This window comes from Shewanella sp. CG12_big_fil_rev_8_21_14_0_65_47_15 (genome assembly GCF_002783505.1).
Classification (GTDB): Bacteria; Pseudomonadota; Gammaproteobacteria; order Enterobacterales; family Shewanellaceae; genus Shewanella.
Window position 1 is genome coordinate 20,394 of sequence record NZ_PFGL01000059.1, and the last position, 21,117, is coordinate 41,510.

General features: G+C 46.1%; 18 protein-coding genes and 1 riboswitch. Of the genes, 6 read left to right on the top strand and 12 right to left on the bottom strand.

Features of this window, described 5'->3' with window-relative positions:
• Window positions 1-37 precede the first annotated feature (37 nt).
• The 5 genes from aroG to COW15_RS15965 all read right to left on the bottom strand — a co-directional run bounded on the left by aroG (window position 38) and on the right by COW15_RS15965 (window position 4,866).
• Window positions 38-1,105, bottom strand: coding sequence for a 3-deoxy-7-phosphoheptulonate synthase AroG (aroG, locus tag COW15_RS15945; RefSeq protein WP_293633639.1), 1,068 nt, complete (start codon window positions 1,103-1,105; stop codon window positions 38-40).
• Window positions 1,106-1,469: 364 nt separating this feature from the next.
• The gene (locus COW15_RS15950; RefSeq protein ID WP_293633597.1) at window positions 1,470-2,660 is read right to left on the bottom strand and encodes a hypothetical protein; all 1,191 of its coding nucleotides are present in this window, start codon (window positions 2,658-2,660) and stop codon (window positions 1,470-1,472) included.
• 154 nt (window positions 2,661-2,814) lie between these two features.
• Entirely contained in the window at window positions 2,815-3,081 is a 267-nt protein-coding gene (locus tag COW15_RS15955; protein WP_293633641.1) for a hypothetical protein, read from the bottom strand.
• Between the two features lie 185 nt (window positions 3,082-3,266).
• Window positions 3,267-4,517 carry an ammonium transporter gene (locus COW15_RS15960; RefSeq protein WP_293633599.1) on the bottom strand — a complete coding sequence of 417 codons (1,251 nt, stop codon included), beginning with the start codon at window positions 4,515-4,517 and terminating at the stop codon, window positions 3,267-3,269.
• Window positions 4,518-4,527: 10 nt separating this feature from the next.
• Complete coding sequence (locus COW15_RS15965; RefSeq protein ID WP_006080143.1) at window positions 4,528-4,866, bottom strand: P-II family nitrogen regulator; 339 nt, start codon at window positions 4,864-4,866, stop codon at window positions 4,528-4,530.
• Window positions 4,867-5,209: 343 nt separating this feature from the next.
• Here COW15_RS15965 and COW15_RS15970 point away from each other — a divergent pair, with 343 nt between their 5' ends.
• The gene (locus COW15_RS15970; RefSeq protein WP_293633607.1) at window positions 5,210-5,752 is read left to right on the top strand and encodes a hydrolase; all 543 of its coding nucleotides are present in this window, start codon (window positions 5,210-5,212) and stop codon (window positions 5,750-5,752) included.
• 81 nt (window positions 5,753-5,833) lie between these two features.
• On the opposite strand, the gene COW15_RS15975 is transcribed toward COW15_RS15970, so the two are convergent.
• Window positions 5,834-6,586, bottom strand: a complete 753-nt coding sequence (locus tag COW15_RS15975; protein WP_293633609.1) for a putative porin — start codon at window positions 6,584-6,586, stop codon at window positions 5,834-5,836.
• 256 nt (window positions 6,587-6,842) lie between these two features.
• The gene (nrfA, locus tag COW15_RS15980) at window positions 6,843-8,246 is read right to left on the bottom strand and encodes an ammonia-forming nitrite reductase cytochrome c552 subunit (RefSeq protein WP_293633611.1); all 1,404 of its coding nucleotides are present in this window, start codon (window positions 8,244-8,246) and stop codon (window positions 6,843-6,845) included.
• A gap of 242 nt (window positions 8,247-8,488) precedes the next feature.
• Between nrfA and narQ the strand changes: the two genes are divergently transcribed.
• Window positions 8,489-10,300 (top strand): nitrate/nitrite two-component system sensor histidine kinase NarQ, encoded by a 1,812-nt coding sequence (narQ, locus tag COW15_RS15985; RefSeq protein WP_293633613.1) that lies wholly within the window; start codon window positions 8,489-8,491, stop codon window positions 10,298-10,300.
• Window positions 10,293-10,922: a response regulator gene (locus COW15_RS15990; protein WP_293633615.1), complete on the top strand. Its 630-nt coding sequence runs from the start codon at window positions 10,293-10,295 to the stop codon at window positions 10,920-10,922. Before narQ ends, COW15_RS15990 begins: the two co-directional genes overlap by 8 nt.
• Before the next feature lie 90 nt (window positions 10,923-11,012).
• On the opposite strand, the gene COW15_RS15995 is transcribed toward COW15_RS15990, so the two are convergent.
• The gene (locus tag COW15_RS15995; protein ID WP_293633643.1) at window positions 11,013-11,387 is read right to left on the bottom strand and encodes a YacL family protein; all 375 of its coding nucleotides are present in this window, start codon (window positions 11,385-11,387) and stop codon (window positions 11,013-11,015) included.
• Between the two features lie 197 nt (window positions 11,388-11,584).
• Here COW15_RS15995 and COW15_RS16000 point away from each other — a divergent pair, with 197 nt between their 5' ends.
• Window positions 11,585-12,550, top strand: a complete 966-nt coding sequence (locus COW15_RS16000) for a zinc transporter ZntB (protein WP_293633617.1) — start codon at window positions 11,585-11,587, stop codon at window positions 12,548-12,550.
• A 55-nt stretch (window positions 12,551-12,605) separates the two neighbouring features.
• On the opposite strand, the gene COW15_RS16005 is transcribed toward COW15_RS16000, so the two are convergent.
• The 3 genes from COW15_RS16005 to COW15_RS16015 form a co-directional block, all read right to left on the bottom strand.
• Entirely contained in the window at window positions 12,606-13,727 is a 1,122-nt protein-coding gene (locus tag COW15_RS16005) for a succinylglutamate desuccinylase/aspartoacylase family protein (RefSeq protein ID WP_293633619.1), read from the bottom strand.
• Between the two features lies 1 nt (window position 13,728).
• Window positions 13,729-15,084, bottom strand: coding sequence for a lysine-sensitive aspartokinase 3 (lysC, locus tag COW15_RS16010; protein ID WP_293633621.1), 1,356 nt, complete (start codon window positions 15,082-15,084; stop codon window positions 13,729-13,731).
• A gap of 150 nt (window positions 15,085-15,234) precedes the next feature.
• Window positions 15,235-15,409: riboswitch (Lysine riboswitch) on the bottom strand.
• 105 nt (window positions 15,410-15,514) lie between these two features.
• Complete coding sequence (locus tag COW15_RS16015; RefSeq protein WP_293633623.1) at window positions 15,515-15,949, bottom strand: DUF3293 domain-containing protein; 435 nt, start codon at window positions 15,947-15,949, stop codon at window positions 15,515-15,517.
• Window positions 15,950-16,536: 587 nt separating this feature from the next.
• Here COW15_RS16015 and arcA point away from each other — a divergent pair.
• Window positions 16,537-17,253 (top strand): two-component system response regulator ArcA, encoded by a 717-nt coding sequence (arcA, locus tag COW15_RS16020; protein WP_007644695.1) that lies wholly within the window; start codon window positions 16,537-16,539, stop codon window positions 17,251-17,253.
• Between the two features lie 63 nt (window positions 17,254-17,316).
• On the opposite strand, the gene COW15_RS16025 is transcribed toward arcA, so the two are convergent.
• Complete coding sequence (locus COW15_RS16025) at window positions 17,317-19,620, bottom strand: S9 family peptidase (RefSeq protein WP_293633635.1); 2,304 nt, start codon at window positions 19,618-19,620, stop codon at window positions 17,317-17,319.
• A gap of 264 nt (window positions 19,621-19,884) precedes the next feature.
• Between COW15_RS16025 and COW15_RS16030 the strand changes: the two genes are divergently transcribed.
• Window positions 19,885-20,892 carry a class 1 fructose-bisphosphatase gene (locus COW15_RS16030; RefSeq protein ID WP_293633637.1) on the top strand — a complete coding sequence of 336 codons (1,008 nt, stop codon included), beginning with the start codon at window positions 19,885-19,887 and terminating at the stop codon, window positions 20,890-20,892.
• The last annotated feature ends 225 nt before the right edge of the window (window positions 20,893-21,117 follow it).

A 21,117-nucleotide genomic window follows, 5' to 3' on the forward strand; every position in this document is an offset into this window, starting at 1 on the left:
TTTGCTTTTGTGCCTCGAAGCGATAATAACGCTTATATCAGTCGAATGACTTACCGCGACGACGCTCCACAATGCTCTGATTTAACACGGCAAGAAGACGCGCTGTGTCTTCCCAACCGATACAGGCATCGGTAATACTCTGGCCATAACATAAATCTTGGCCCTCAATAAGATCCTGACGACCTTCTACTAGATGGCTTTCAACCATCACGCCAAAAATTGCTCGATTCCCAGCGCCAACTTGTTCAGCCACATCCTGTGCCACCACCATTTGGCGCTGATACTGTTTACTGCTATTGGCATGACTGAAGTCGATCATTATGTTGTCTGCAAGCTTGGCTCTTTGCAGTTGTTCACTGATCTGAGCAACATGCGGAGCACTGTAGTTAGGCTCCCGGCCACCACGCAAAATAATATGGCAATCGGGATTGCCCTTAGTGGAGACGATGGCGGAATGACCAAACTTAGTGACCGACAGAAAGTGATGCGGTGCATTGGCGGCCCCAATAGCATCGATCGCCACTTTTATGGTACCGTCCGTGCCATTCTTAAAGCCCACGGGGCAAGACAACCCCGAAGCTAATTCACGGTGTACCTGGGACTCAGTAGTGCGCGCACCAATGGCTCCCCAGCACATGAGGTCCGCCACATATTGCGGCGTGATCATATCGAGAAACTCACCGGCGGTTGGCATACCACTATCGTTTAAATCCACCAATAACTTACGCGCGGTACGTAAGCCATCGTTGAGTTTAAAACTGTTATCCATATAGGGATCATTAATTAGTCCCTTCCAACCTACTGTGGTTCTTGGCTTTTCAAAATACACTCGCATCACAATTTCAAGTTGATCTTGATAACGCTCCCGCAGTGCAACGAGGCGCTGCCCATATTCCAGTGCGGCTTTGGGATCGTGAATAGAGCAAGGACCAATCACCACTAACAGGCGATCATCCTGTTTGGCGAGAATATTGTGTATGCTTTGACGCGCGTTAAACACAGTTGCAGAGGCTTTTTCAGAAGCAGGAAATCGTTCTAGAATCGCAATCGGTGGAAGTAACTCTTTTACTTCTTTAATGCGAACGTCATCGTTTTGGTAATACATCATTTACTGCTCCAACTCTGGTGTTTTAGGCTATTTTTTATCGCTGCAATACGGGATCTCAACTGCAATACTGAGTTCAATTTATCCAGTCTGCCACGTTAATGCAACCAAGTTGTCTCTATTTCAATAAATCAAATATAACTTATTGTTTTAATATATTTTTAAAAACAATAAATTCAAATATACGACTGTGTTCGCATGCTTATTAAACAAAATCGAATATGGCGGATAGAAATAATTGACGGGAATGTTCTACTAAAGTGAATGATGTCAGGCTTACAGGACAAGCGCTAGCCACAAAGAAAGCGCACTAGAGCAATTTTTTGCGGTAAGTTTCGTTCAACGAAACATAAAGCGACAGTGACTAATGCCGTTTCATCGCCTGTAATTTTGCCTGATAGCGGTGTTTATCCGTCTCATCAGCACTCAATGCCATGGCTTTTTCCATATTGAGCTTAGCGCGTTTTTCATCCCCTAACGCCCAGTACGTTTGGGAAAGGCCAAAGAAAAACTCATGGCGATAATCCGCCCGCGCAAGTGCCCTTTGATACCAAGCTAAGGCTTCATCATATTGATGCTCATCAAAGGCTTGCTGCGCCATATCATAGTAGTAATAGGGGTTACGAATTCGCGCCAACTCAAGCACTTTATGGACTTCTGCCCATTCATCTAACCGCCCTTGATCCCCTAAAATCACCGCTAAGTTATAGAGCGTTGTCATGTCATTCGGATCGAATTTAAGTGCGTAGCGATATACCTGTTCGGCGCGCTTTTCATCCCCTCTATGGCGGTAAATAACCGCCAACGTATTGAATGCCGGAACAAATTGCCCCCTTTTTAAACCTGCTTTAATCAGGGCATAGGCTCGGTCTAAATCACCATCCACTAGGGCTTCTGCGGCCATATTATTGTAAAACATGGTAATTAATGTCTGTCGATTGATTTGGGTTTTATCGTACCCGCGTAAAGCCCGTTCTGGCATAAAATCAACGAGTATGGCATGGGACGACACATACACAGTGTGCGTATTGGTGGGTGGCAGTAAGCGTAAATTGACATGACCATTGATTAAATAGAAATCCCCTTGTTTATCCCACACAGGTTCAATGGCAATATCTTGAAATTCGGTCTCAATGTTAAAAATATCCGCCAAGGCCGAGGTCATCACCACCAGCGACATGCAGTTACCCGCCCGCTGAGCGTAGGTTTCACTGGCTATTTGCGTCAGATTATCTTGATATCTAAACTCACGCTGGGTGCTGGTTTGATTGGCATTGATATAGTTGGCCAGCCATTCATGCGCGGTCAAAGTGTTACTGTGGGATAGGCTATATCGTTCGAATGCACGCCTCACTTCAACCACGGCATCCGGTGGTAAATAGAAAATGTCCTCTGCTGAAGGAATATCTGTCACTGGCGTGAAGAGACTATCGACGAACAAAGATTCGACCTCGTCGGCCTTTGGCATTTCAGGGCTTGAGCTACATGCCCACAATTGGCAAAGCAACACGCCATAAATGACACTCGAATAGACGGCTCGGAATAGTGTCGACATACATCCTCCAGACCATACGCTCTTCATTGAGCTTATAACAAATGGTCAAAAAGGCATTATAAAATGGTTACAAAAAGTGAATGTCGTTGAAAACCGTATGGCAAATAGTCGAACTAAGGGTCAAATCTCGCCCCACTTGCCTGTTTAAGCTCCACTATTTTTGAGGATTATCGACTTTAATATAGACTTCACGCTGCTGGTAATTGTAGGGACGATAGCTGTTTTCACCACAGGTATAATAACGGTAAGGCCGCATCTGTGGTACACAACCTATAGGCAATGCCTGCAGGATCTGAATTTGTTCCTGTCTTCTAAGTGACTCCTGCCACTCAAAATCCTTCAGCACTTGATCGCGCACGGCAAAAGCATCGAAATGTTCGCTAGAGCGCGTTACCACCACTTCACCGGCCAATACTGGCATACAAAAACAACCACCAACAAATACCGTAAGCCCCAACTGACGCACTTTGCCTGCAAATAAGCCCATAGGTCGCTCCTTAATGGGTAACAAAACAATCGCTTTCGAAGGATCAAAAAAGCAGAGCACTAGGCTCTGCTTTACTATCCCGCGATCTACACTGCGCATCAAGTCATATCAAGATGTTTTTAGCCCGCGCTTTTTACGGTCACAAACTCTGGGTAAGCGTCGATTCCGCAGTCAGAAGCGTCCATTCCGTTGTATTCCTCTTCCTCAGAAACGCGGATCCCCATGGTCATTTTGATCACAAACCATACGGCGAACGATGCACTGAATACCCAAGCAAAAATGATCGCAGCACCCGTTAACTGGGCCACAATAGTCGCGTCTGCATTCGATAAAGGCACACACATTAACCCGAGGAAACCCGCCACACCATGCACAGAAATGGCACCGACTGGATCATCGATCTTAATCCGATCTAAACCCACGATAGAGAACACGACTAAGCCACCAGCAACCACACCTATCACACCCGCCATCAACAGAGAAGGAGAGAGAGGATCGGCGGTAATCGCCACTAAGCCCGCCAGAATACCGTTGAGGATCATCGTTAAATCCGCTTTGCCCCAAATCATCTTACAGACGATAAGGGCTGAGATAGCGCCAAATGCCGCCGCGGTATTCGTGTTCACAAACACTTTAGCCACTGAACTGGCGTTCGCCGCATCGGACACCATAAGTTGCGAGCCACCGTTGAAACCAAACCAACCCATCCACAGAATGAACATCCCTAGGGTCGCCATTGGCAAGTTAGAGCCAGGAATAGGATTCACTTGACCATTCGGGCCATATTTCCCCTTACGAGCGCCGAGCAATAACACGCCTGCGATGGCCGCTGCGGCCCCAGTCATATGCACTATGCCACTGCCCGCAAAGTCCACAAAACCGAGCTTAGCGATAAAGCCTTGGCCCCAGGTCCAATAACCTTCTACTGGGTAGATAACCGCAGTCATCACCACAGAGAAGAACAGGAAAGCCCAGAGCTTCATCCGTTCGGCCACGGCGCCAGAAACGATTGACATCGCCGTTGCGACAAACACCACCTGGAAGAAGAAATCCGACTCTAACGCATGGCTTGCGTCGGAGGATTGTGAACCGATGAGTGTCCCGATAGAAGGCAACCATCCCCCCTCTGCATTATCGACGTACATAATGTTGTAGCCGACGAGCAAATACATCACACAGGCAATCGCATAGAGGACCACGTTTTTGGTTAAAATTTCAGTGGTATTTTTAGAGCGCACTAACCCCGCCTCTAACATGGCAAATCCTGCAGCCATCCACATCACCAATGCGCCCGAAATCAAAAAGTAAAAGGTATCGAGTGCAAAGCGCAGCTCAGAAACTGTCACACCTAATTTTGTTAATTCTTCCATCATCAGCCCCTTATAGCGCTTCAGTATCGAGTTCACCCGTACGAATACGGATAGCCTGTTCTAAGTCGACGACGAATATCTTACCGTCGCCAATTTTTCCCGTATGAGCCGCAGTGGTAATGGCTTCAATCAGCATGTCGAGATTTTCAGCTTTAGTGGCAATTTCAAGTTTGACTTTCGGCAAAAAATCCACTTGATATTCAGCGCCACGATACAGTTCTGTGTGCCCTTTCTGACGGCCAAAACCTTTAACTTCGGTCACTGTCATACCCTCAATACCAATTCCGGCAATAGCTTCACGGACATCATCCAATTTAAATGGCTTGATGATAGCGCTGACTAGTTTCATCCTGACCTCCAAAAAAACACGATTGTTATTAACTTGTATCAAAGGTAATTCAATCATTGGGCCAGAAATTCAATTGATTGATTAATAATAATTTTCACACAAACGCTCACAATGCTACGCTTAAAAATGCACCATATTTGTGCATATCACTGGGCGACGCACTCTTTTAGTGAGCAATTGAAGTGCAGCTTTTATTCGACCTTATGCCTATTGGTAACAGAACTGATTTGGGGTTTACTGGGGGAAGCGTAATCGAGATGAAATCTGAGCATCACAGCACAAGCTCTAAGATAAAAGCGAAGAACAACACTAAGACAATAATCAAGCGCAAAAGGAAGGCCCGATGTTAAAACCGGAAGAATGCACTCTCGTTATCGTCGATGTGCAGGGAAAACTTGCACAGATCATAGATAACAGTAACAAGCTGCACCAACAACTACAGACCTTAATCCAAGGTGCGCAGCTATTTGAAATCCCAATTTTATGGTTGGAGCAACTGCCCGATAAACTCGGAGCAACCAGTCCAGAGCTTCAAACCCTGCTGGAGAAAACCGGCTCACCCATAGCCAAGCAACATTTTAGCGGCTGGCACTGTGAAGAATTTGCACTGGCACTCACTAAGACCAATCGCAAGCACATCATACTGGCGGGCATTGAAACCCATGTGTGTGTTTACCAAACCTGTTGTGACCTTATAGAACAGCAATATTCGGTGCACTTAGTCGCAGATGGCGTCTCATCACGCAGTGCCGATAATAAACAACTGGGTATTCAGATGATGACGGCCAGAGGCGCCCTATTAACCAATGTGGAATCGCTGTTATTTGAATTACAACATCAAGCCCAAGGCGAGCGCTTTAGGGCATTATTAAAACTGATCAAATAGTCTCAAATTTATTTAGGGTCAAATAATTAAGGTCACATTATTTTGTGACCTTAATATTAAAAAATCGTTACAAACAATAAATTAGAAACGACCAGTCAAACCTAAACCAATAAATACACCATCAGCATCTGAATCTAATTCTCTAGCTAACTCAAAGTTTGCAGAGAAGCTATCAGACAGACGTAACCAATAAGCAGTTTTTAATACGAAAGTATCATCATGACCATCATCAGTATAACCTAGACCAACAGACCATGACTTAGTCACATACCAATCTGCACCTAAATTGAATGTGTCGTCAGAATCTTGATGTGTCCAGTTTGCGCTCAAATCCACACCTGTGGTTGATTGCAGTGCAATAAAGCTACGCACTTTTAAACCGTATGATTCTTCGATGCTATCGCTGCCATCGTTATAGAAAGCAGATACAGCAGAGCTATCGTTGAAGTAATAACCAACTTCTGCACCGTAAGTGTTCCAGTCAAAACTACCAATTTCAGAACGTTGATAGTTAGCTGCAATAAACCATTTAGAAGCAAATACATAAGTGCCATCAACACCAATGGTATCTAGATCTGATTCATCATAATTGCTGTAATTAGCACCAACATTAGACGTTTGAGCTAAAAATCCATTAAGCGCATAAGGACCTTTAGTTTGGTCTACAGGGCTAATGTAGAAACGATAATTCGCGTTCCACAGACCATCGCTGAATTCTTCAGAATTTGCGCTATATTTTAGACCTGCCTCGTGCTGATATGGGTTATCTTGTGCAGCAGCGGCATTAACACTTACAAAACCTAATAATATTGCTAGCGCGGTAATTTTTTTCATCAAAGTATTCCCTTATATGATTATAAGCTAGGAGTAAAAGATGAAGATAACGAAGAGACAATCTCAGTATTGCTGATTCCATTACCATTAATATCAATTTAAATTTGCATTTAAACTAATCTGCTCTCCTAGCGGCGCACACCTTAATCCAAAAAATATATAATTGAAATAAAAATTTAATGTTTACACTTTAATAAATGATATAAAAAAGCTCCCTATATAGGAGCTTTTCATTATTTTGAAGTCTACTTAAGTATTATTTATAAGTGGCTTCGCGTTTTTTCGCTTCTTCATCCCACTTAGGTAACATGTCTTTCTTGAATGCGTCTTTCTCTGCATTCATCTTATCCATATCCATACCTAATGCAGCCTGTGCCTTAGCTTTGGTAGAAATATCAGGTATAGCGACAGGATCTGTGATGCCTTTTTTCGCTAATAACTGTGCTAACTTAACCCGCGCATCGGCCGCTTTATCTACCGCGGTACCAAGAATACGCAGTGCTTCTTCGGGTGCATGGGCAGCAACGCCGTGGGAAGCAATAGCATAGTCCCAACGCCATTGTGAATGGCGGATGTCAGTCAAAATAGGCTTCATTTCTTCTTCAGTTGCACCCGCTTTCCAAGCGGCGGCGGCTTCAAAGTGTGCTTTCACTAATTGCGATTCGGCACGACCTTTCAACTCTTTCACTTTCGCCTTACGTTCATTAGTCAGATTGACTAAAAACTCTTTGCTTTGGCTGTGACAAGTTGCACAGGTTTCTTCGAAACGATCGAATGGGTTGCCCACTTTATGGTCAGTGTACTTACGACCCTTGTCGTTCGTCACTTTAGGCATATGACAGTCCACACAGCTCACATCGTTCTTACCATGGACACCTAGCTTCCATGTTTCATAGCCAGGATGTTGCGCCTTTAACATTGGGGTTTTAGACAGCGCATGAGTCCAATCGGAGAACTCGATACCATCGTAATAGACTTCCATTTGCTCAACAGTTGTGCCCATATCCCATGGGAATTTTACAAAGCCTTTTCTGTCTTCTTTTTTCTCGAAATAATATTCAACGTGGCACTGACCACACACCATAGATTGTTTATCTTTCTTCGATGCTTTATCGAATGGCGTGCCTAGAGCTTCCATACCACGTTCGGCAAAGGGGCGAGAGATGCGCAATTTTGGCGTGCCCTTTTCATGACAGTCGCCACAGCCTATGGTATTGACGACTTCTGGGCCGCCCTTGGCCCATTTACCTTTAAAGTAGCCATCTTCACCTTGCTCTTCAATTAAGCGAGGTACGTCAGGGCTCTTACAGCTCCAACATGCCATTGGCATTGGGCCATCTTCCGCGTTGGCTGGTGCACCAGTACGCAGGGTATTACGCACATCTGTCACGGCATACATATGGCCGCGAGGTGCATTGTAATCTTTAGCAAAACCATAACCTGCCCACAGCACGACTAGACTAGGATCACCACCTAACGCATCGGTGATCTCTTCACTTTTGGCGGTGTCATGCCAACTGTTATATTGATTGGCAAATTTATCTTTATAAACTTCATTGCGAGGTTCGGTTTTATCACTCGCCATTGCGCCCGCCGCCATGAAGCTGGCGGCAACCAATGCACTCAGTGCAAAGGACTTACCTGTCATCTTCTTCATCATCTCATCTCCGTGTTACATTATTTTAGTGAATCACGACATCTCCAAGGCCAAAGTTAGTGGCTTAATACCTCTAAAAATATACCTCTTAGTGGGTATCTGGCGCGAAGTTTGCGCTAGATCAAAATGTAATAGTGTTGTTGTTCACACTTTTGTGCTTTTGTTAATGTAGTACATTATTTTCTAATGTAAAAAGCACAGCTAAAGTGCCACAAGTGAATGATCATCAACTGGATACTAGACACATGAAACAAGGCAGCCTCACCTCTAAAATACTAGGATTAATGTTAGTATTGATTTTGCTTTCTAGTAGCCTTGCCATCTTCGCAATCATCAATTTGTCTTACAGTTTAGGCGATGCTAAAGCCATTAACGCATCGGGTTCACTGCGGATGCAAAGTTATCGGCTGATGTTTTATGCGAATTCTGGCAGTGAGGATGCACAGGAAAAAATCGTCGAATTTGAAGCAACGCTGCACTCAGAGGAACTGCAACCCTCCACGGGTTGGTTCAGCCCCAAAAAGATAGCCGACCAATATCAACTCGTCATAGATAAATGGCTAGTGATGAAATACTACATTGAGCAGGAAAACTCCCGAGACTACACGGCTTCCCTAAAGGATTTTGTCGATACCATAGACTTACTGGTACTAGAGATGGAGCACCATGCCGCCTTTAAACTGCGACTACTGGCCGCCAGTCAGATTTTTGGTTTAGGGCTGATGCTCGTCATCGCTTTTCTGGCGGTGCGTTTTACCAAACGCAAAGTGGTGGTGCCGTTACAGAAATTAATGGAATCGGCCAATACGATTTCTAAGGGCAATTTCGAGATTGAAATGCCCGAGACCGAATATATAGAACTCACCGCATTAACCCACGCATTGCAAAAAACGGCCAAGGAGTTGGCGACCCTATACGGTAACTTAGAGTCCCAGGTCACTGAAAAAACCTTAGCACTGACGAGGGCAAATAACGAGCTGGCCTTCTTATATGATAACCTGTTGACATTAAACGAAAATAAACTCGACTACAAGGCATTAAAAGCCGTACTAAATCAATTAAAAGACTATGAGTCGCTCGATTACCTTAGGCTTATTATCCAATACCCAGAGCAGGAGTTAGAGATTGTTCAGGCTGATGGGGGTTGGCCGAGTGACCCCATAAATAGTACCCGCTTCCAGCTACAATTTGAGCAAGCGGATCTTGGCTACTTAGAACTGATCTCGGCACAGGAACCCAATACCGCACTGTTTAAAAATTTTGCCATTATGCTCACCCGCTCCATAGTGATCCACAACGCGACGGAGCAGCGACAGCAACTGGCACTGATGGAAGAGCGCGGAGTGATAGCACGGGAGCTACACGATTCCCTAGGTCAAGTCTTATCCTTCCTTAAAATTCAAATTAGCTTACTGCGCAAAAACTTAGATTACAGTTGCCGTAGCCCTGCGGTTGAAAATCAATTAACGGAAATCAATGAAGGCGTGAGCACTGCGTATGTGCAGCTAAGGGAACTGCTATCGACCTTTAGATTAACGATTAAAGAACCGAATTTGAAAAATGCACTCGAGGCGATGCTAGAGCAACTCAGAACCAAAACTGACATACAAATCAACTTAGATTACAAACTTGCCCCCCAATGGCTCGAAGCTAAACAACATATCCATATTCTGCAGATCACCCGTGAAGCGACGCTAAATGCGATCAAGCATGCGAATGCAAGCCTCATTAATATCCGCTGCTATAAGGATGACAAGGGAATGGTCAATATCAGTGTCAGCGATAACGGGATTGGGATTGGATACTTAAAAGAGCGCGACCAACACTTTGGCATAGGGATCATGCACGAACGAGCCAGCAAGTTAGCGGGTTATGTTGTATTTAGTAGTAATAGTAAGTCCCCTGTCGGTAGCCAGACAGCGGCAGCACAGCAAACACTGATAAGCCAAACACAAAGTGGTACTCTCACTACCACGACCGACAGCGAACCAAGTCTCCCACAAGGAACAAAAGTCACGCTGATTTTTCCTTCTCAACAGGAGCCTGCAAATGGGTAAACCTTATTCCGTACTTGTGGTCGATGATCATCCTCTCCTACGCAAGGGCATCTGCCAACTGATCGCCTCAGATCCTGACTTTAGCCTCTTTGGTGAAGCGGGCTGTGGCTTAGATGCCCTAAGTGCAGTCGCTACGGATGAGCCCGATATCATCTTGCTCGATCTGAATATGAAAGGTATGACGGGTCTGGATACACTCAACGCCATGCGCCAAGAGGGCGTGACCTCTCGCATAGTGATCCTTACGGTTTCCGATGCAAAACAGGATGTTATCCGTCTGCTACGTGCGGGTGCTGACGGCTATTTACTCAAAGATACCGAGCCCGATTTACTGCTTGATAAACTCAAAAATGCCATGTTAGGCCATAGAGTCATCAGCGATGAAGTCGAAGAGTATCTCTATGAACTCAAAGATGCGGCCGACGAGCAAGAATGGCTGTCGAGTCTCACCCCGAGGGAGCTACAAATTTTGCAACAGTTGGCAGAAGGGCTAAGCAACCGTATGATTTCAGAGCATTTACATATCAGTGAAGGCACGGTCAAAGTACATGTCAAAAACCTACTGCGTAAGGCAAATGCCAAGTCGAGAACCGAAATGGCGGTAAGATATCTCAATCATTAAGCCAAATGCACGGTAGAAACAATAAAGGCAATCATTTGATTGCCTTTATTGTTTCTCTGCTGAGCCTGCAAAGGAAAATGGGGTCCCCCCCTAACTGCCCTTTTGCACAAACTCATACCAGCTTAATAGGGCCTGTTCGAAATCCTCTAGGCCACAATAGGCCTCTGACTCCGCATCATAGAGCGACATATCCTCTTCCAATTCATACTCTTGTTCAAAACCTAAAGTATTGGCAAAGACTCGCGCCTGCTCACGCTCTAACTCTAAGGTAAAATCATTGCCAACGAGGCGCCATGAGGTGAGTTTATCTGCCTGAATATCTTTTATGACATCCAACACTTGCTGAACTTTGGCTAACACTGGCCCTAGCTCTTCAGAAAACCACTGGCCTAGCACTTCATGATCCATGCTAAAGGTGGCTAAATAAGTGCCAGTCAAACTGTTACGCCTAAATTCATATTCCATTTTATTGTCTCTTTGCTCTAAGCCTACTGATGCTAATTTTAACCTATCCTTGGCGAAGTTGCTTGCCTCACTCAGCGCCGCCGATTTATGGCGATTGACTTTGACCTCATATCCGTTAAGCATCAGTACTGACTTCATTTTCACAGAAAAATCAGTTAGCTTGAATGCATAGTTGAGTAAGAGAATGGAACACAATAATGCACGATGGATTTATCTATAGCTTAGTGCTGAGTGGCGATCAAGCGGGCTCCACCTTAAGCCCGGCACAAATTGAAACCTGGGATCCCAATAACGGTTTGCTCTGGGTACACCTGCGTTATCGCCATAAAAAAGCCCGTCATTGGGTACTCAATAGTGGACTAAATAGAGTCGAAACCGACGCCCTCCTAGCCCAAGACACTCGACCAAGGGCTGTCATCGCCGGTGAAGGGGTATTGTTGGCACTGCGCGGAGTCAACCTCAACCCCAACTCAGCCCCCGAAGACATGGTTGCGATCCGTATTTACGCCGATAACCAAAGAATTATTTCGACCTGTGATCGCGAGCTACAGTCGGCCAAAGATGTGGCAGAACTCATCATAGAGGGAACAGGGCCGACAACGACTGGGGACTTTATCGTCGCTATATGTGAAAAGCTGACCACTCACAAGGTGGAATTTATTGACAAGCTAGAAGAGCAACTATCTGAATTAGAAGAGTTAGTTGTCTCTGGCAATGTCAAAGATCTCAGGACAGATATCGCCGAGTTGCGCCGCCAAACTGTTGCGCTGCGCCGCTATTTAGCGCCACAAAAAGAAGCCTTCTCTAAGCTCCTCAGCGATCAATTTATATTATTTAACGAGCCGGAGCGGCTGAAAATGCGGGAAACCACAGACAAGCTTGTGCGGACGCTTGAAGATCTCGATGCCCTGCGCGATAGGGCGAATGTGACCCAAGAGGAGTTACTCAGCCAGCAGTCGGAGCAACTCAATAAACGCTTATATTTCCTATCATTAGTATCGGCTATCTTCTTACCTTTGGGGTTTTTAACTGGTTTACTCGGTGTCAATATTGGCGGCATACCGGGGGCAGACAACACTTGGGCCTTTGCCACTTTCTGCGGCATTTTAATTTCGCTGGTTGCGCTGCAAATGGCACTATTCTATCGATTCAAGTGGCTGTGAACTGAAATAAAAAACGCCAATCTCGAGGGATTGGCGTGATTGTTTTCGGTGGCAATTACCCTGTGGGTAATTCAAACAGCTTTGTCATCACCTTATAGAGTTCTGTCCCTTGATGTACCGAGGCCGAAGCAAAGTGTAAAATCGGCACGCAGTCCTGTGGCAAACTGACTGTCTTTAGCTCATCCACCGTACCGTATAGATCCAGTCGCAGCAAATTCACTAAGGGCTGTCCCGCGACTAATGATTCCCCCACGGGCGCGAGGTATTCCACTAAACCTGAGCTTGGCGCGTGATACTTTTTATAGTCTTTCAGGTAACAACCAAAGCGTTGCATTTTAGCGGGCGCAACGGTTTCAGCGATCACGCCTCTGTGGCTTAAATACGCCATAATCCCTTGGGCATCAACCAGCGCATCCTCAAGACAGACTCGCTCTTGGCTCGCCAGTTCTAAGGTAAAGGCCGAGACAGCAATGTTAAGATCCCGCCCCTGCGTTTTTGCAACATCACTCAATTGCCACCAAGGACAAAACGCCGCCTCATCCATAGCGCCCCCAAAACTATTGGGGATAACTAAGGTGTAAGGGATAGAGAAAAACTGGGCTGCAGCCAAGTCATACTCTGGGCAATACAAATGCTTGCAGGACTTAGGACCCGTATGCAGATCGAGCACTATATCGGCTTTGTGAGCCATAGCCTGCAGATTAACCGCTAGCCTATGCCCCGTCGTTATCCCCCAATCAGTGTGCAATTTCTGCTGACAGGCCTCAACCAGAGTGCTGCGATAGGCTTGGATAAGTTCGCTATCACTGAGTTTGGCATGTTGGCTATACCAAGTGGGTAAATCGATGGCATGGTTCAGGTATTCACGGTTCCAATTCGCTCCCGTAATAGGATCGAAACGCCCTAGAGTAAACTCACCGCTTTTTTGGTTGATGCCTAATGGATTGGCGAGTGGCACTAAGGTGATCTCACCGCGGATATCACAACGTTCAAGTTGCTTCATCAATTGATAAATCACCGCATTACCTTGCACTTCAGCACCGTGAACATTGGCCTGAATATACACTTTAGGGCCAGTCGCCTTACCGTCGCTCGGCTTAAAATGGTAAATAGGTAATGTCAGAGCCTGCCCAGCGGCAAGCTCACCGATTTGCAAAGACGATTTTGTCGGCAGCATATTAGACGCCTTCAAACAGATTTTCGTGCAGTGCTTTAACCACCTGCGCCGCTTCCGCTTCGGCCACTAACACACATAAATTATGTGGGCTGGCACCTTGGCAAATCATCCGCACATTGTGGGGCTCTAGCACTTCAAACACTCGGCGACAAATACCCGGCGTGGTCGCAATTCGGTTACCGATAATAGCCACTAAGGCTAAGCCATCCTCGACCCGTACACGGCAATGTTGTGATAACTCTTGCAACAATACCTCACTCAACAGGCCTTGACCGCTGGAATCCGAGCCGGTTTTATCGAGTGTGAGTGATACGTTCACTTCAGAGGTGGTAATTAAATCCACACTGATCTTATGCCTTGCCAAGGTTGCAAAGGTCTCGGCCAAAAAACCCTGAGCATGCAGCATTTGTAGGCTGTGGAGATTTAGCAGGGTTTGATCGCGGCGCAGTGCTACGGCGCGGAAAACGGGCGCATCTTCCACTTGGTGACGGATCCAAGTGCCCCCCTTTTCAGGCTCTTTGCTCGAACCCACAAACACTTGGATTTGCTGACGAACGGCGGGAAGAATCGTCGCCGGATGCAATACCTTGGCACCAAAGGTCGCCATCTCGGCGGCTTCATTGAAACTGATTTCGGCAATAGGGTGCGCATTAGGTGCAAGGCGGGGATCGGTAGTATAAATGCCTGCCACATCGGTCCAAATCTCTACCGCTGAAGCATTTAAGGCTTCCGCTAATAACGCAGCAGAATAGTCGCTACCACCGCGGCCAAGTGTAGTGGTTTGCCCTGCTTCATCTGCACCAATAAAACCTTGGGTCACAATCACTTGTTCAGATAAAAGTGGTAGTAAGTGCTCACGGGAAAGCAAAGCAATCTGTTCAACCTGAGGCTCAGCACGGCCAAAGTGGCTATCGGTACGCAGCACACGGCGCACATCAAATGCACTCGAATTCGCGCCTTTTTCACGCAGTACCGCCGCAAATAACGCGGAGGAGCATTGCTCGCCGAGGGACAGTAATTCATCCATAGTGGCTTTGCTGCGCGTTGAGGCTAAAGCTTCGCTCAATACCGCCATGCGACTTAACAGCTTATCCAACGCGGCAGCAACATCGTTGGGACGACCGAGTTTATCTAAGATAGCGTATTGAATTTGAGCAATTTGTTTTAATCGCTGCAAACGACCATCGTCGTTAATCGACTCTTGGGTGAGTTCAACCAGTAGGTTGGTCACGCCGCTCGAGGCGCTGACTGCCACTAAACGGCAAGCGGCATTAGCCAGCACAATATCGGCGCAGCGATTCATCGCACCGTAATCGGCAACCGAGGTACCACCAAATTTTGCGACAACGAGGGACATTAGCGCACCTCCGTGAAACACGTAGGGCAAGGAATAAACGCAGCTTGAATAAGATATTGATTAACTAACATGATCACACTCCGAACTAACTTCGTTCGAAGAGCCTGGTGCTCAATGATAACGCACCCCAATAGAAGGGAAACAGCAATCGTCACCAGAAGCTCTCCACCAATTACAGGTGACAATCGTTAGGATTCAGCCTAAGCGACCGACATAAACATGCAGCAACCATATCTATGCCTCGGCGTTAATCTCCCTCATCAGTCATCGCTGGAGTTTGTGCTCCTCTGACCGACTACCTAGTTAACGCTCCTCTTCTGTTCCTTTCCGCCGGAAAGGGACGAAAAAAGTAGCAATAAACCCCTAATGAAGTCAATGCTAATTTCATAACAAATGAATAATTTAAATAAAATCGCTTAAAAATAGATGATTATGCGTCTAAATCCGGTAATTCATACACAAGCTGCACATAATCACTAAATTTACCTAAACAAACCTCATCCCGCTCTACCAGAGTGCAAGGTACTAAGCTCACTTCACCTTGCTCCACCATATAAATGGCGTACTGATTAAATTTTTTACCCAGTTGCAGCGCCATCGTTCTATCGATAAATACGGCCCAACTTTTTTCCATATGGGATAAATCCGGCGCCGCGCCGACCAAGGCACGGTATGGACCGCCCAATAATTCAATTTCACGGAGAAGTTGGCGATCGAGTAAACGGTTTTGACTGGGAGAAAGCAGCTTTGAAGCGGGATTATGGGCGGTAATAACAGCAAAGGAAAAATCGCAGGATAGTGCTTGAGTAAGCAAAAACAACGGCGTTTGATAACACTGCCACAAATCTTGAGTCGTATTGTCCATTGGTTGTCTAATCGAAAAATGAACCCGCGTTAGTGTAGCAGAGTGAGAATAAAAACCAAATAGGCGTGAACTAGCTCACAAGAATCAAAAATACATTAGCTATACTAATCAATGACTAAAGTAAATATCATGGTAAATCTTGGCTTCACCTTGAATTTTGTTAACATTTCATTTGTTAACAAATGCCTAAAACGAGTACAATGAAGTCACTGGCCTAGTTGGGCAAAAAGCCAAGATGCTTAGTGTTCAATATAGTTTGTTACATTTATCTGCAGAGATAACATAGGCTGGCCAGACATCTGTTTAAAATGTGTTCTACATTTGATTTATCATTTAAACATTTAAAAAAAACAATAGTTAAGGAACTATTTCTAACTATTGCTTATCGAAGTTGATACTGGTTACGTTTAATCGCATTACACTTTAAACGTGCACTTTTATATACATCCTGACATGTCGCCGTAAAGATCTTTCCTTTAGAAGCACAGAGCAGTCCGAGAAAGTATCAACATTTTTATGAATATAAGCGTCCGATGTAAGTGGTGCTTATGGTTAGAATAAAATTGGTTAAAATTTAGGTAAATAACATGCAAAATCCGCACATTCTGATCGTTGAAGATGAAGCCGTTACCCGTAACACGCTGAGAAGTATTTTCGAGGCAGAAGGGTATGTGGTAACTGAGGCCAATGATGGCGCAGAAATGCATAAGGCTATGCAGGAAAACAAAATTAACTTGGTGGTTATGGATATTAACTTACCAGGTAAAAACGGTCTGTTGTTGGCACGTGAACTGCGTGAAATCAACAATATCGGTCTTATCTTCCTGACGGGCCGTGACAACGAAGTCGACAAGATTCTTGGACTTGAAATTGGCGCGGACGATTATATTACCAAGCCGTTCAACCCACGTGAATTAACGATCCGTGCTCGCAACCTTCTGACTCGCGTCAACAGCGCTGGCAACGAAGTCGAAGAAAAAAGCTCTGTCGAATACTATCGTTTCAACGATTGGAGCCTAGAGATCAACAGTCGTTCACTGGTGAGCCCACAGGGTGAATCCTACAAACTGCCACGTAGCGAATTCCGCGCTATGCTGCACTTTGTTGAAAACCCAGGCAAAATCCTAACTCGTGCCGATCTGCTGATGAAAATGACTGGCCGTGAGTTAAAGCCACACGATCGTACCGTTGACGTGACTATTCGTCGTATCCGTAAGCACTTCGAAAGCTTGCCAGATACGCCAGAAATCATCGCGACTATCCACGGTGAAGGCTACCGTTTCTGCGGTAACTTAGAAGACTAATCTTCTATTACCCGATCCCATGCAATAAAAACCAGATCCGAGGATCTGGTTTTTTTATGCCTATTACTTAGCGCTCTTAAGCTGTCGAACGAGGAAATCCGCTAATGAGCAGTATAAGTGATTACGCACTTTCTCGCCGCGCATCGAATGTTTAGATCCCGGATAGTCGATCATCTGGAACAGTTTGCCTTCGTCCTGCAGCGCCTTATAAACCCGAGTACTGTTTTCAAACAAGACATTATCGTCGGCCATACCGTGATACATCAACAGACCCGCTTGATAGTTTTTCACATAAGGGAACACGCTGCTGGCTTCATAACCCTGTTCATTACCTTCGGGGTGACCTAAGTAACGCTCAGTATAATGGGTGTCATACAAGCGCCAGTCGGTCACAGGTGCGCCCGAAATCGCGGCTTTAAAGTAATCTGGTGCCTTAAATAGACTCATTAACGCCATATAACCGCCGTAGCTATGGCCGTAAATCGCCACATTATCGGCATCGACAAAGGGCAAACTGCGTAAATACTCCACCCCCACTTTTTGATCATTCACTTCCGCTTCGCCCAAATGGCGGTAAATCACCTGCTCAAACCGAGTACCTCGATGAGCGCTGCCGCGGTTATCTAATTGGAATACTACATAGCCTTGTTGCACCAGATACTGGGTAAAATAATCCTGCTCGCTCCAGCTATTGGTCACCAACTGCGCATGTGGGCCGCCATAAACCCGTACTACGACAGGATATTTCTTGCTCGCATCGAAGGGCACAGGTTTGAATAAACGAGTTTGCAGCACTTGGCCATCTTCGGCTTTCAGTTCACCAAATTCGGGAATTTGCCACAGACCCGCATAGTCGTACAGAGGATGACCTTGCTTGACTGCATTTTGCTCGACCCAAGCCAGTTGTTGGCCCTTGTCACCGTGCAAACTGATTTGCGGTGGCTGAGATAAGCTGTTGAAATAATCGAGATACACACTCTGATTATCGGCGAAAACGGGATCGTGCATCCCCGCTTGCTTGCTCACGCGCTCAACCTTGCCGCCCGCTAATGGCACGCGATAAAGCTGTTTCTCGATTGGCGTGTCTTTGCGACCAGTGAAATACACCCAGCCTGCGGTTTCATCTATGTACTCCAACGCATCGACGGCCCACTCGCCCTGAGTCAATTGCGTTTTAAGTTTGCCTTTTAAGTCAAACAGATACAGATGATTAAAACCATCACGCTCAGACGCCCAAATAAACGCCGACTGCTGCTTTAAAAAATGCAGATCGTTATTGAGATTTACCCAAGCATCGCTGCGTTCTTTCACTAAGGTTTTTGGTTTAGTCAGCGCATCTAACGCCACTAACTGTAAATCGAGCTGATGCTGATCGCGGCTCTGCCACTGGAACGACAGGTGTTTGCTACCCGGCAGCCAATCGACGCGCGGCAGGTAAATATCCTTATTTTTATCATCACTTAAGGTTACCCAATTGATGACCTTATCTTTTAGCGTGACCACAGCTAATGCGATGTCGACATTGTTCTTACCTGCGGCAGGATAACGCTGCTCAGTAAGCTTTATACCATCGGCATAGATCTCGTTGCGCGTCACTTGCTCAACCGCAGACTCATCGATACGGGTGAAGGCGATGGCCGATTCATCGGGCGCCCACCAGTAACCTGTCATGCGATCCATTTCTTCCTGAGCGACAAACTCGGCCATGGCATTTTTAATCGCCCCGCCACCATCGGTCGTCATGGCCTCAAGTTTTTTGCTCGTCAGATCTAACACATACAGGTTTTGATCCCGCACGAAAGACACAAAATGTCCCTTGGGCGATAGACGTGCATCTGTGGCAAAGCCTTCGCCAATCGGCAGTTGGGTCACGCTATTGTCGGCCAGGGAAAAGTAATACAGATTGCCAGAGGCCGGGATTAATAGCGCTTGGCTATCATCGGCCCAGAAGTACTCCATAATGCCTTCGCCATAAATACGTTGGCGCTCGCGGCGGGCTTTTTCTTCATCGGATAATTCATTGGTCGCGAGTTTATCGGCATTTAATAGCAGGCTCGACTCACCGGTTTTGACATCCATCTGCCAGAGATCATAAAAACTTTGATTATCTTTACGGCCAGCAAGATAGGTAACCCGCTGGCCATCGGGGGACAATTTCAAACCACGGGGACTGGTGCCCGCTAAGGCAGGCGAGGCATTCATTCGCTCAATCGTCAGTGGCTGTTTGCCACCTACCATTGCCAAAGCTGGGGTCGTTGCTGAAATCATAGCTGTCGAAATCATGGCCATTTGGCTCGCTATCAGTAAGGGAACGGCGCGCACCTTAAGCGAGCGCGCAGGGAACCAAGTTAACCTATTTTTAATCATTATTATTCCTTGGAAATATATTCGCCTTAGGCTGGCGATTAAAAAACTGCCGCCATTGTGCCAGAGGCGCGCTACAAATAGAAAGCGCATGCAATATGCCGATACAAATTAGGATCATCCCGTAGGCTCAGTCCAAATAATCCCTAAAAGCCTTAATATTCGCTAAAAGCATCAGCAACATCGCTGAAATTGTCGACTAACTGAGTTATCATTCGCGGCAAATAACGAAATTGACCTCATTGTTGAACCCCTAAAGGACATAACATGCAGACTCTGGCCCAGCACCTGACCTCACAGGCAGTGAACGACTCCCTCTCCCACTTGATTTTAACCTTAGCCGACACCTCAAAAGCCATTAGCCATGCCGTACGTCACGGTGCGCTTGCAGGCGTGTTAGGCGCGACTGAGCAGGAAAACGTCCAAGGTGAAACCCAGAAGAAACTGGATATCATCACCAATGACATGCTCAAAGATGCATTAAAAGCCGACGGTACAGTACGCGGTTTGGCATCGGAAGAAGAAGATCATGTAGTTGAAGTCAGCCAAAATGGCCAATATCTAGTGTGTTTCGACCCGCTCGATGGCTCATCTAATATTGATATCAACTCGTTAGTCGGCACGATTTTCTCTATATTACCAGCAGCAAAGGGGCCCGCCCCTGCTGGCGAGTTGACTGAAACTAGCTTTTTACAATCTGGCCGTGCGCAATTAGCAGCAGGTTATGTACTCTATGGTCCATCGACCATGCTGGCATTAACCACAGGTAAAGGTGTGCAACTGTTTACTTTGCACCCAGAAACCAATGAGTTTTTACTGACCAACGCCGCCATGAGCATTAGCCCTGACACTCAAGAGTTTGCCATTAACATGTCGAACCAACGTTTTTGGGAAGCGCCAATGCAGACCTATATTGCCGATTTACTGCTCGGTAAAATTGGCCCACGCGAAAAATCATTCAACATGCGCTGGATCGCGGCCATGGTCGGCGATGTACACCGCGTGCTTTCACGCGGCGGTATTTTCACCTACCCAACCGACAATAAAGATCCGAAAAAACCGTACAAGCTGCGCTTAATGTACGAAGCCAACCCAATGGCTTTCTTAGTCGAGCAAGCCGGAGGTAAAGCTTCTACGGGTTATGAAACCATTTTAGATATTCAACCAACACAAATTCACCAACGGGTTGCGGTGATTTTAGGTAGCGCCAATGAAGTAGACGCTTGCCTTAGCTACCATGGTATCGATTACAGCGAAGAACCTGATTTAGAGTAAGCTGAATCGCTTAGATTCTGGTTTTGCTGATAAAAGCCACTGATTACAGTGGCTTTTTTGTTGTCGCAGAATGCGACATTTGGGTTTTATACGGCTTTACCGCCGGAGTAATTGCGGCCTTACGGCCGAGGTAAACCAAAGTCGTGGGGCTTCACCCCACACCCGACCAAGGAGGACTGCTCGTCCTATCAAAAACGTCCATGTTAAATAGCCAGCTCGATATCC

Bases quoted from the DNA above. Each gene is read 5' to 3' on its own strand.
- aroG (WP_293633639.1), bottom strand. From the start codon at position 1,105: ATGTATTACCAAAACGATGACGTTCGCATTAAAGAAGTAAAAGAGTTA.
- COW15_RS15950 (WP_293633597.1), bottom strand. From the start codon at position 2,660: ATGTCGACACTATTCCGAGCCGTCTATTCGAGTGTCATTTATGGCGTG.
- COW15_RS15955 (WP_293633641.1), bottom strand. From the start codon at position 3,081: ATGCCAGTATTGGCCGGTGAAGTGGTGGTAACGCGCTCTAGCGAACAT.
- COW15_RS15960 (WP_293633599.1), bottom strand. From the start codon at position 4,517: ATGGAAGAATTAACAAAATTAGGTGTGACAGTTTCTGAGCTGCGCTTT.
- COW15_RS15965 (WP_006080143.1), bottom strand. From the start codon at position 4,866: ATGAAACTAGTCAGCGCTATCATCAAGCCATTTAAATTGGATGATGTC.
- COW15_RS15970 (WP_293633607.1), top strand. From the start codon at position 5,210: ATGTTAAAACCGGAAGAATGCACTCTCGTTATCGTCGATGTGCAGGGA.
- COW15_RS15975 (WP_293633609.1), bottom strand. From the start codon at position 6,586: ATGAAAAAAATTACCGCGCTAGCAATATTATTAGGTTTTGTAAGTGTT.
- nrfA (WP_293633611.1), bottom strand. From the start codon at position 8,246: ATGATGAAGAAGATGACAGGTAAGTCCTTTGCACTGAGTGCATTGGTT.
- narQ (WP_293633613.1), top strand. From the start codon at position 8,489: ATGAAACAAGGCAGCCTCACCTCTAAAATACTAGGATTAATGTTAGTA.
- COW15_RS15990 (WP_293633615.1), top strand. From the start codon at position 10,293: ATGGGTAAACCTTATTCCGTACTTGTGGTCGATGATCATCCTCTCCTA.
- COW15_RS15995 (WP_293633643.1), bottom strand. From the start codon at position 11,387: ATGGAATATGAATTTAGGCGTAACAGTTTGACTGGCACTTATTTAGCC.
- COW15_RS16000 (WP_293633617.1), top strand. From the start codon at position 11,585: ATGCACGATGGATTTATCTATAGCTTAGTGCTGAGTGGCGATCAAGCG.
- COW15_RS16005 (WP_293633619.1), bottom strand. From the start codon at position 13,727: ATGCTGCCGACAAAATCGTCTTTGCAAATCGGTGAGCTTGCCGCTGGG.
- lysC (WP_293633621.1), bottom strand. From the start codon at position 15,084: ATGTCCCTCGTTGTCGCAAAATTTGGTGGTACCTCGGTTGCCGATTAC.
- COW15_RS16015 (WP_293633623.1), bottom strand. From the start codon at position 15,949: ATGGACAATACGACTCAAGATTTGTGGCAGTGTTATCAAACGCCGTTG.
- arcA (WP_007644695.1), top strand. From the start codon at position 16,537: ATGCAAAATCCGCACATTCTGATCGTTGAAGATGAAGCCGTTACCCGT.
- COW15_RS16025 (WP_293633635.1), bottom strand. From the start codon at position 19,620: ATGATTAAAAATAGGTTAACTTGGTTCCCTGCGCGCTCGCTTAAGGTG.
- COW15_RS16030 (WP_293633637.1), top strand. From the start codon at position 19,885: ATGCAGACTCTGGCCCAGCACCTGACCTCACAGGCAGTGAACGACTCC.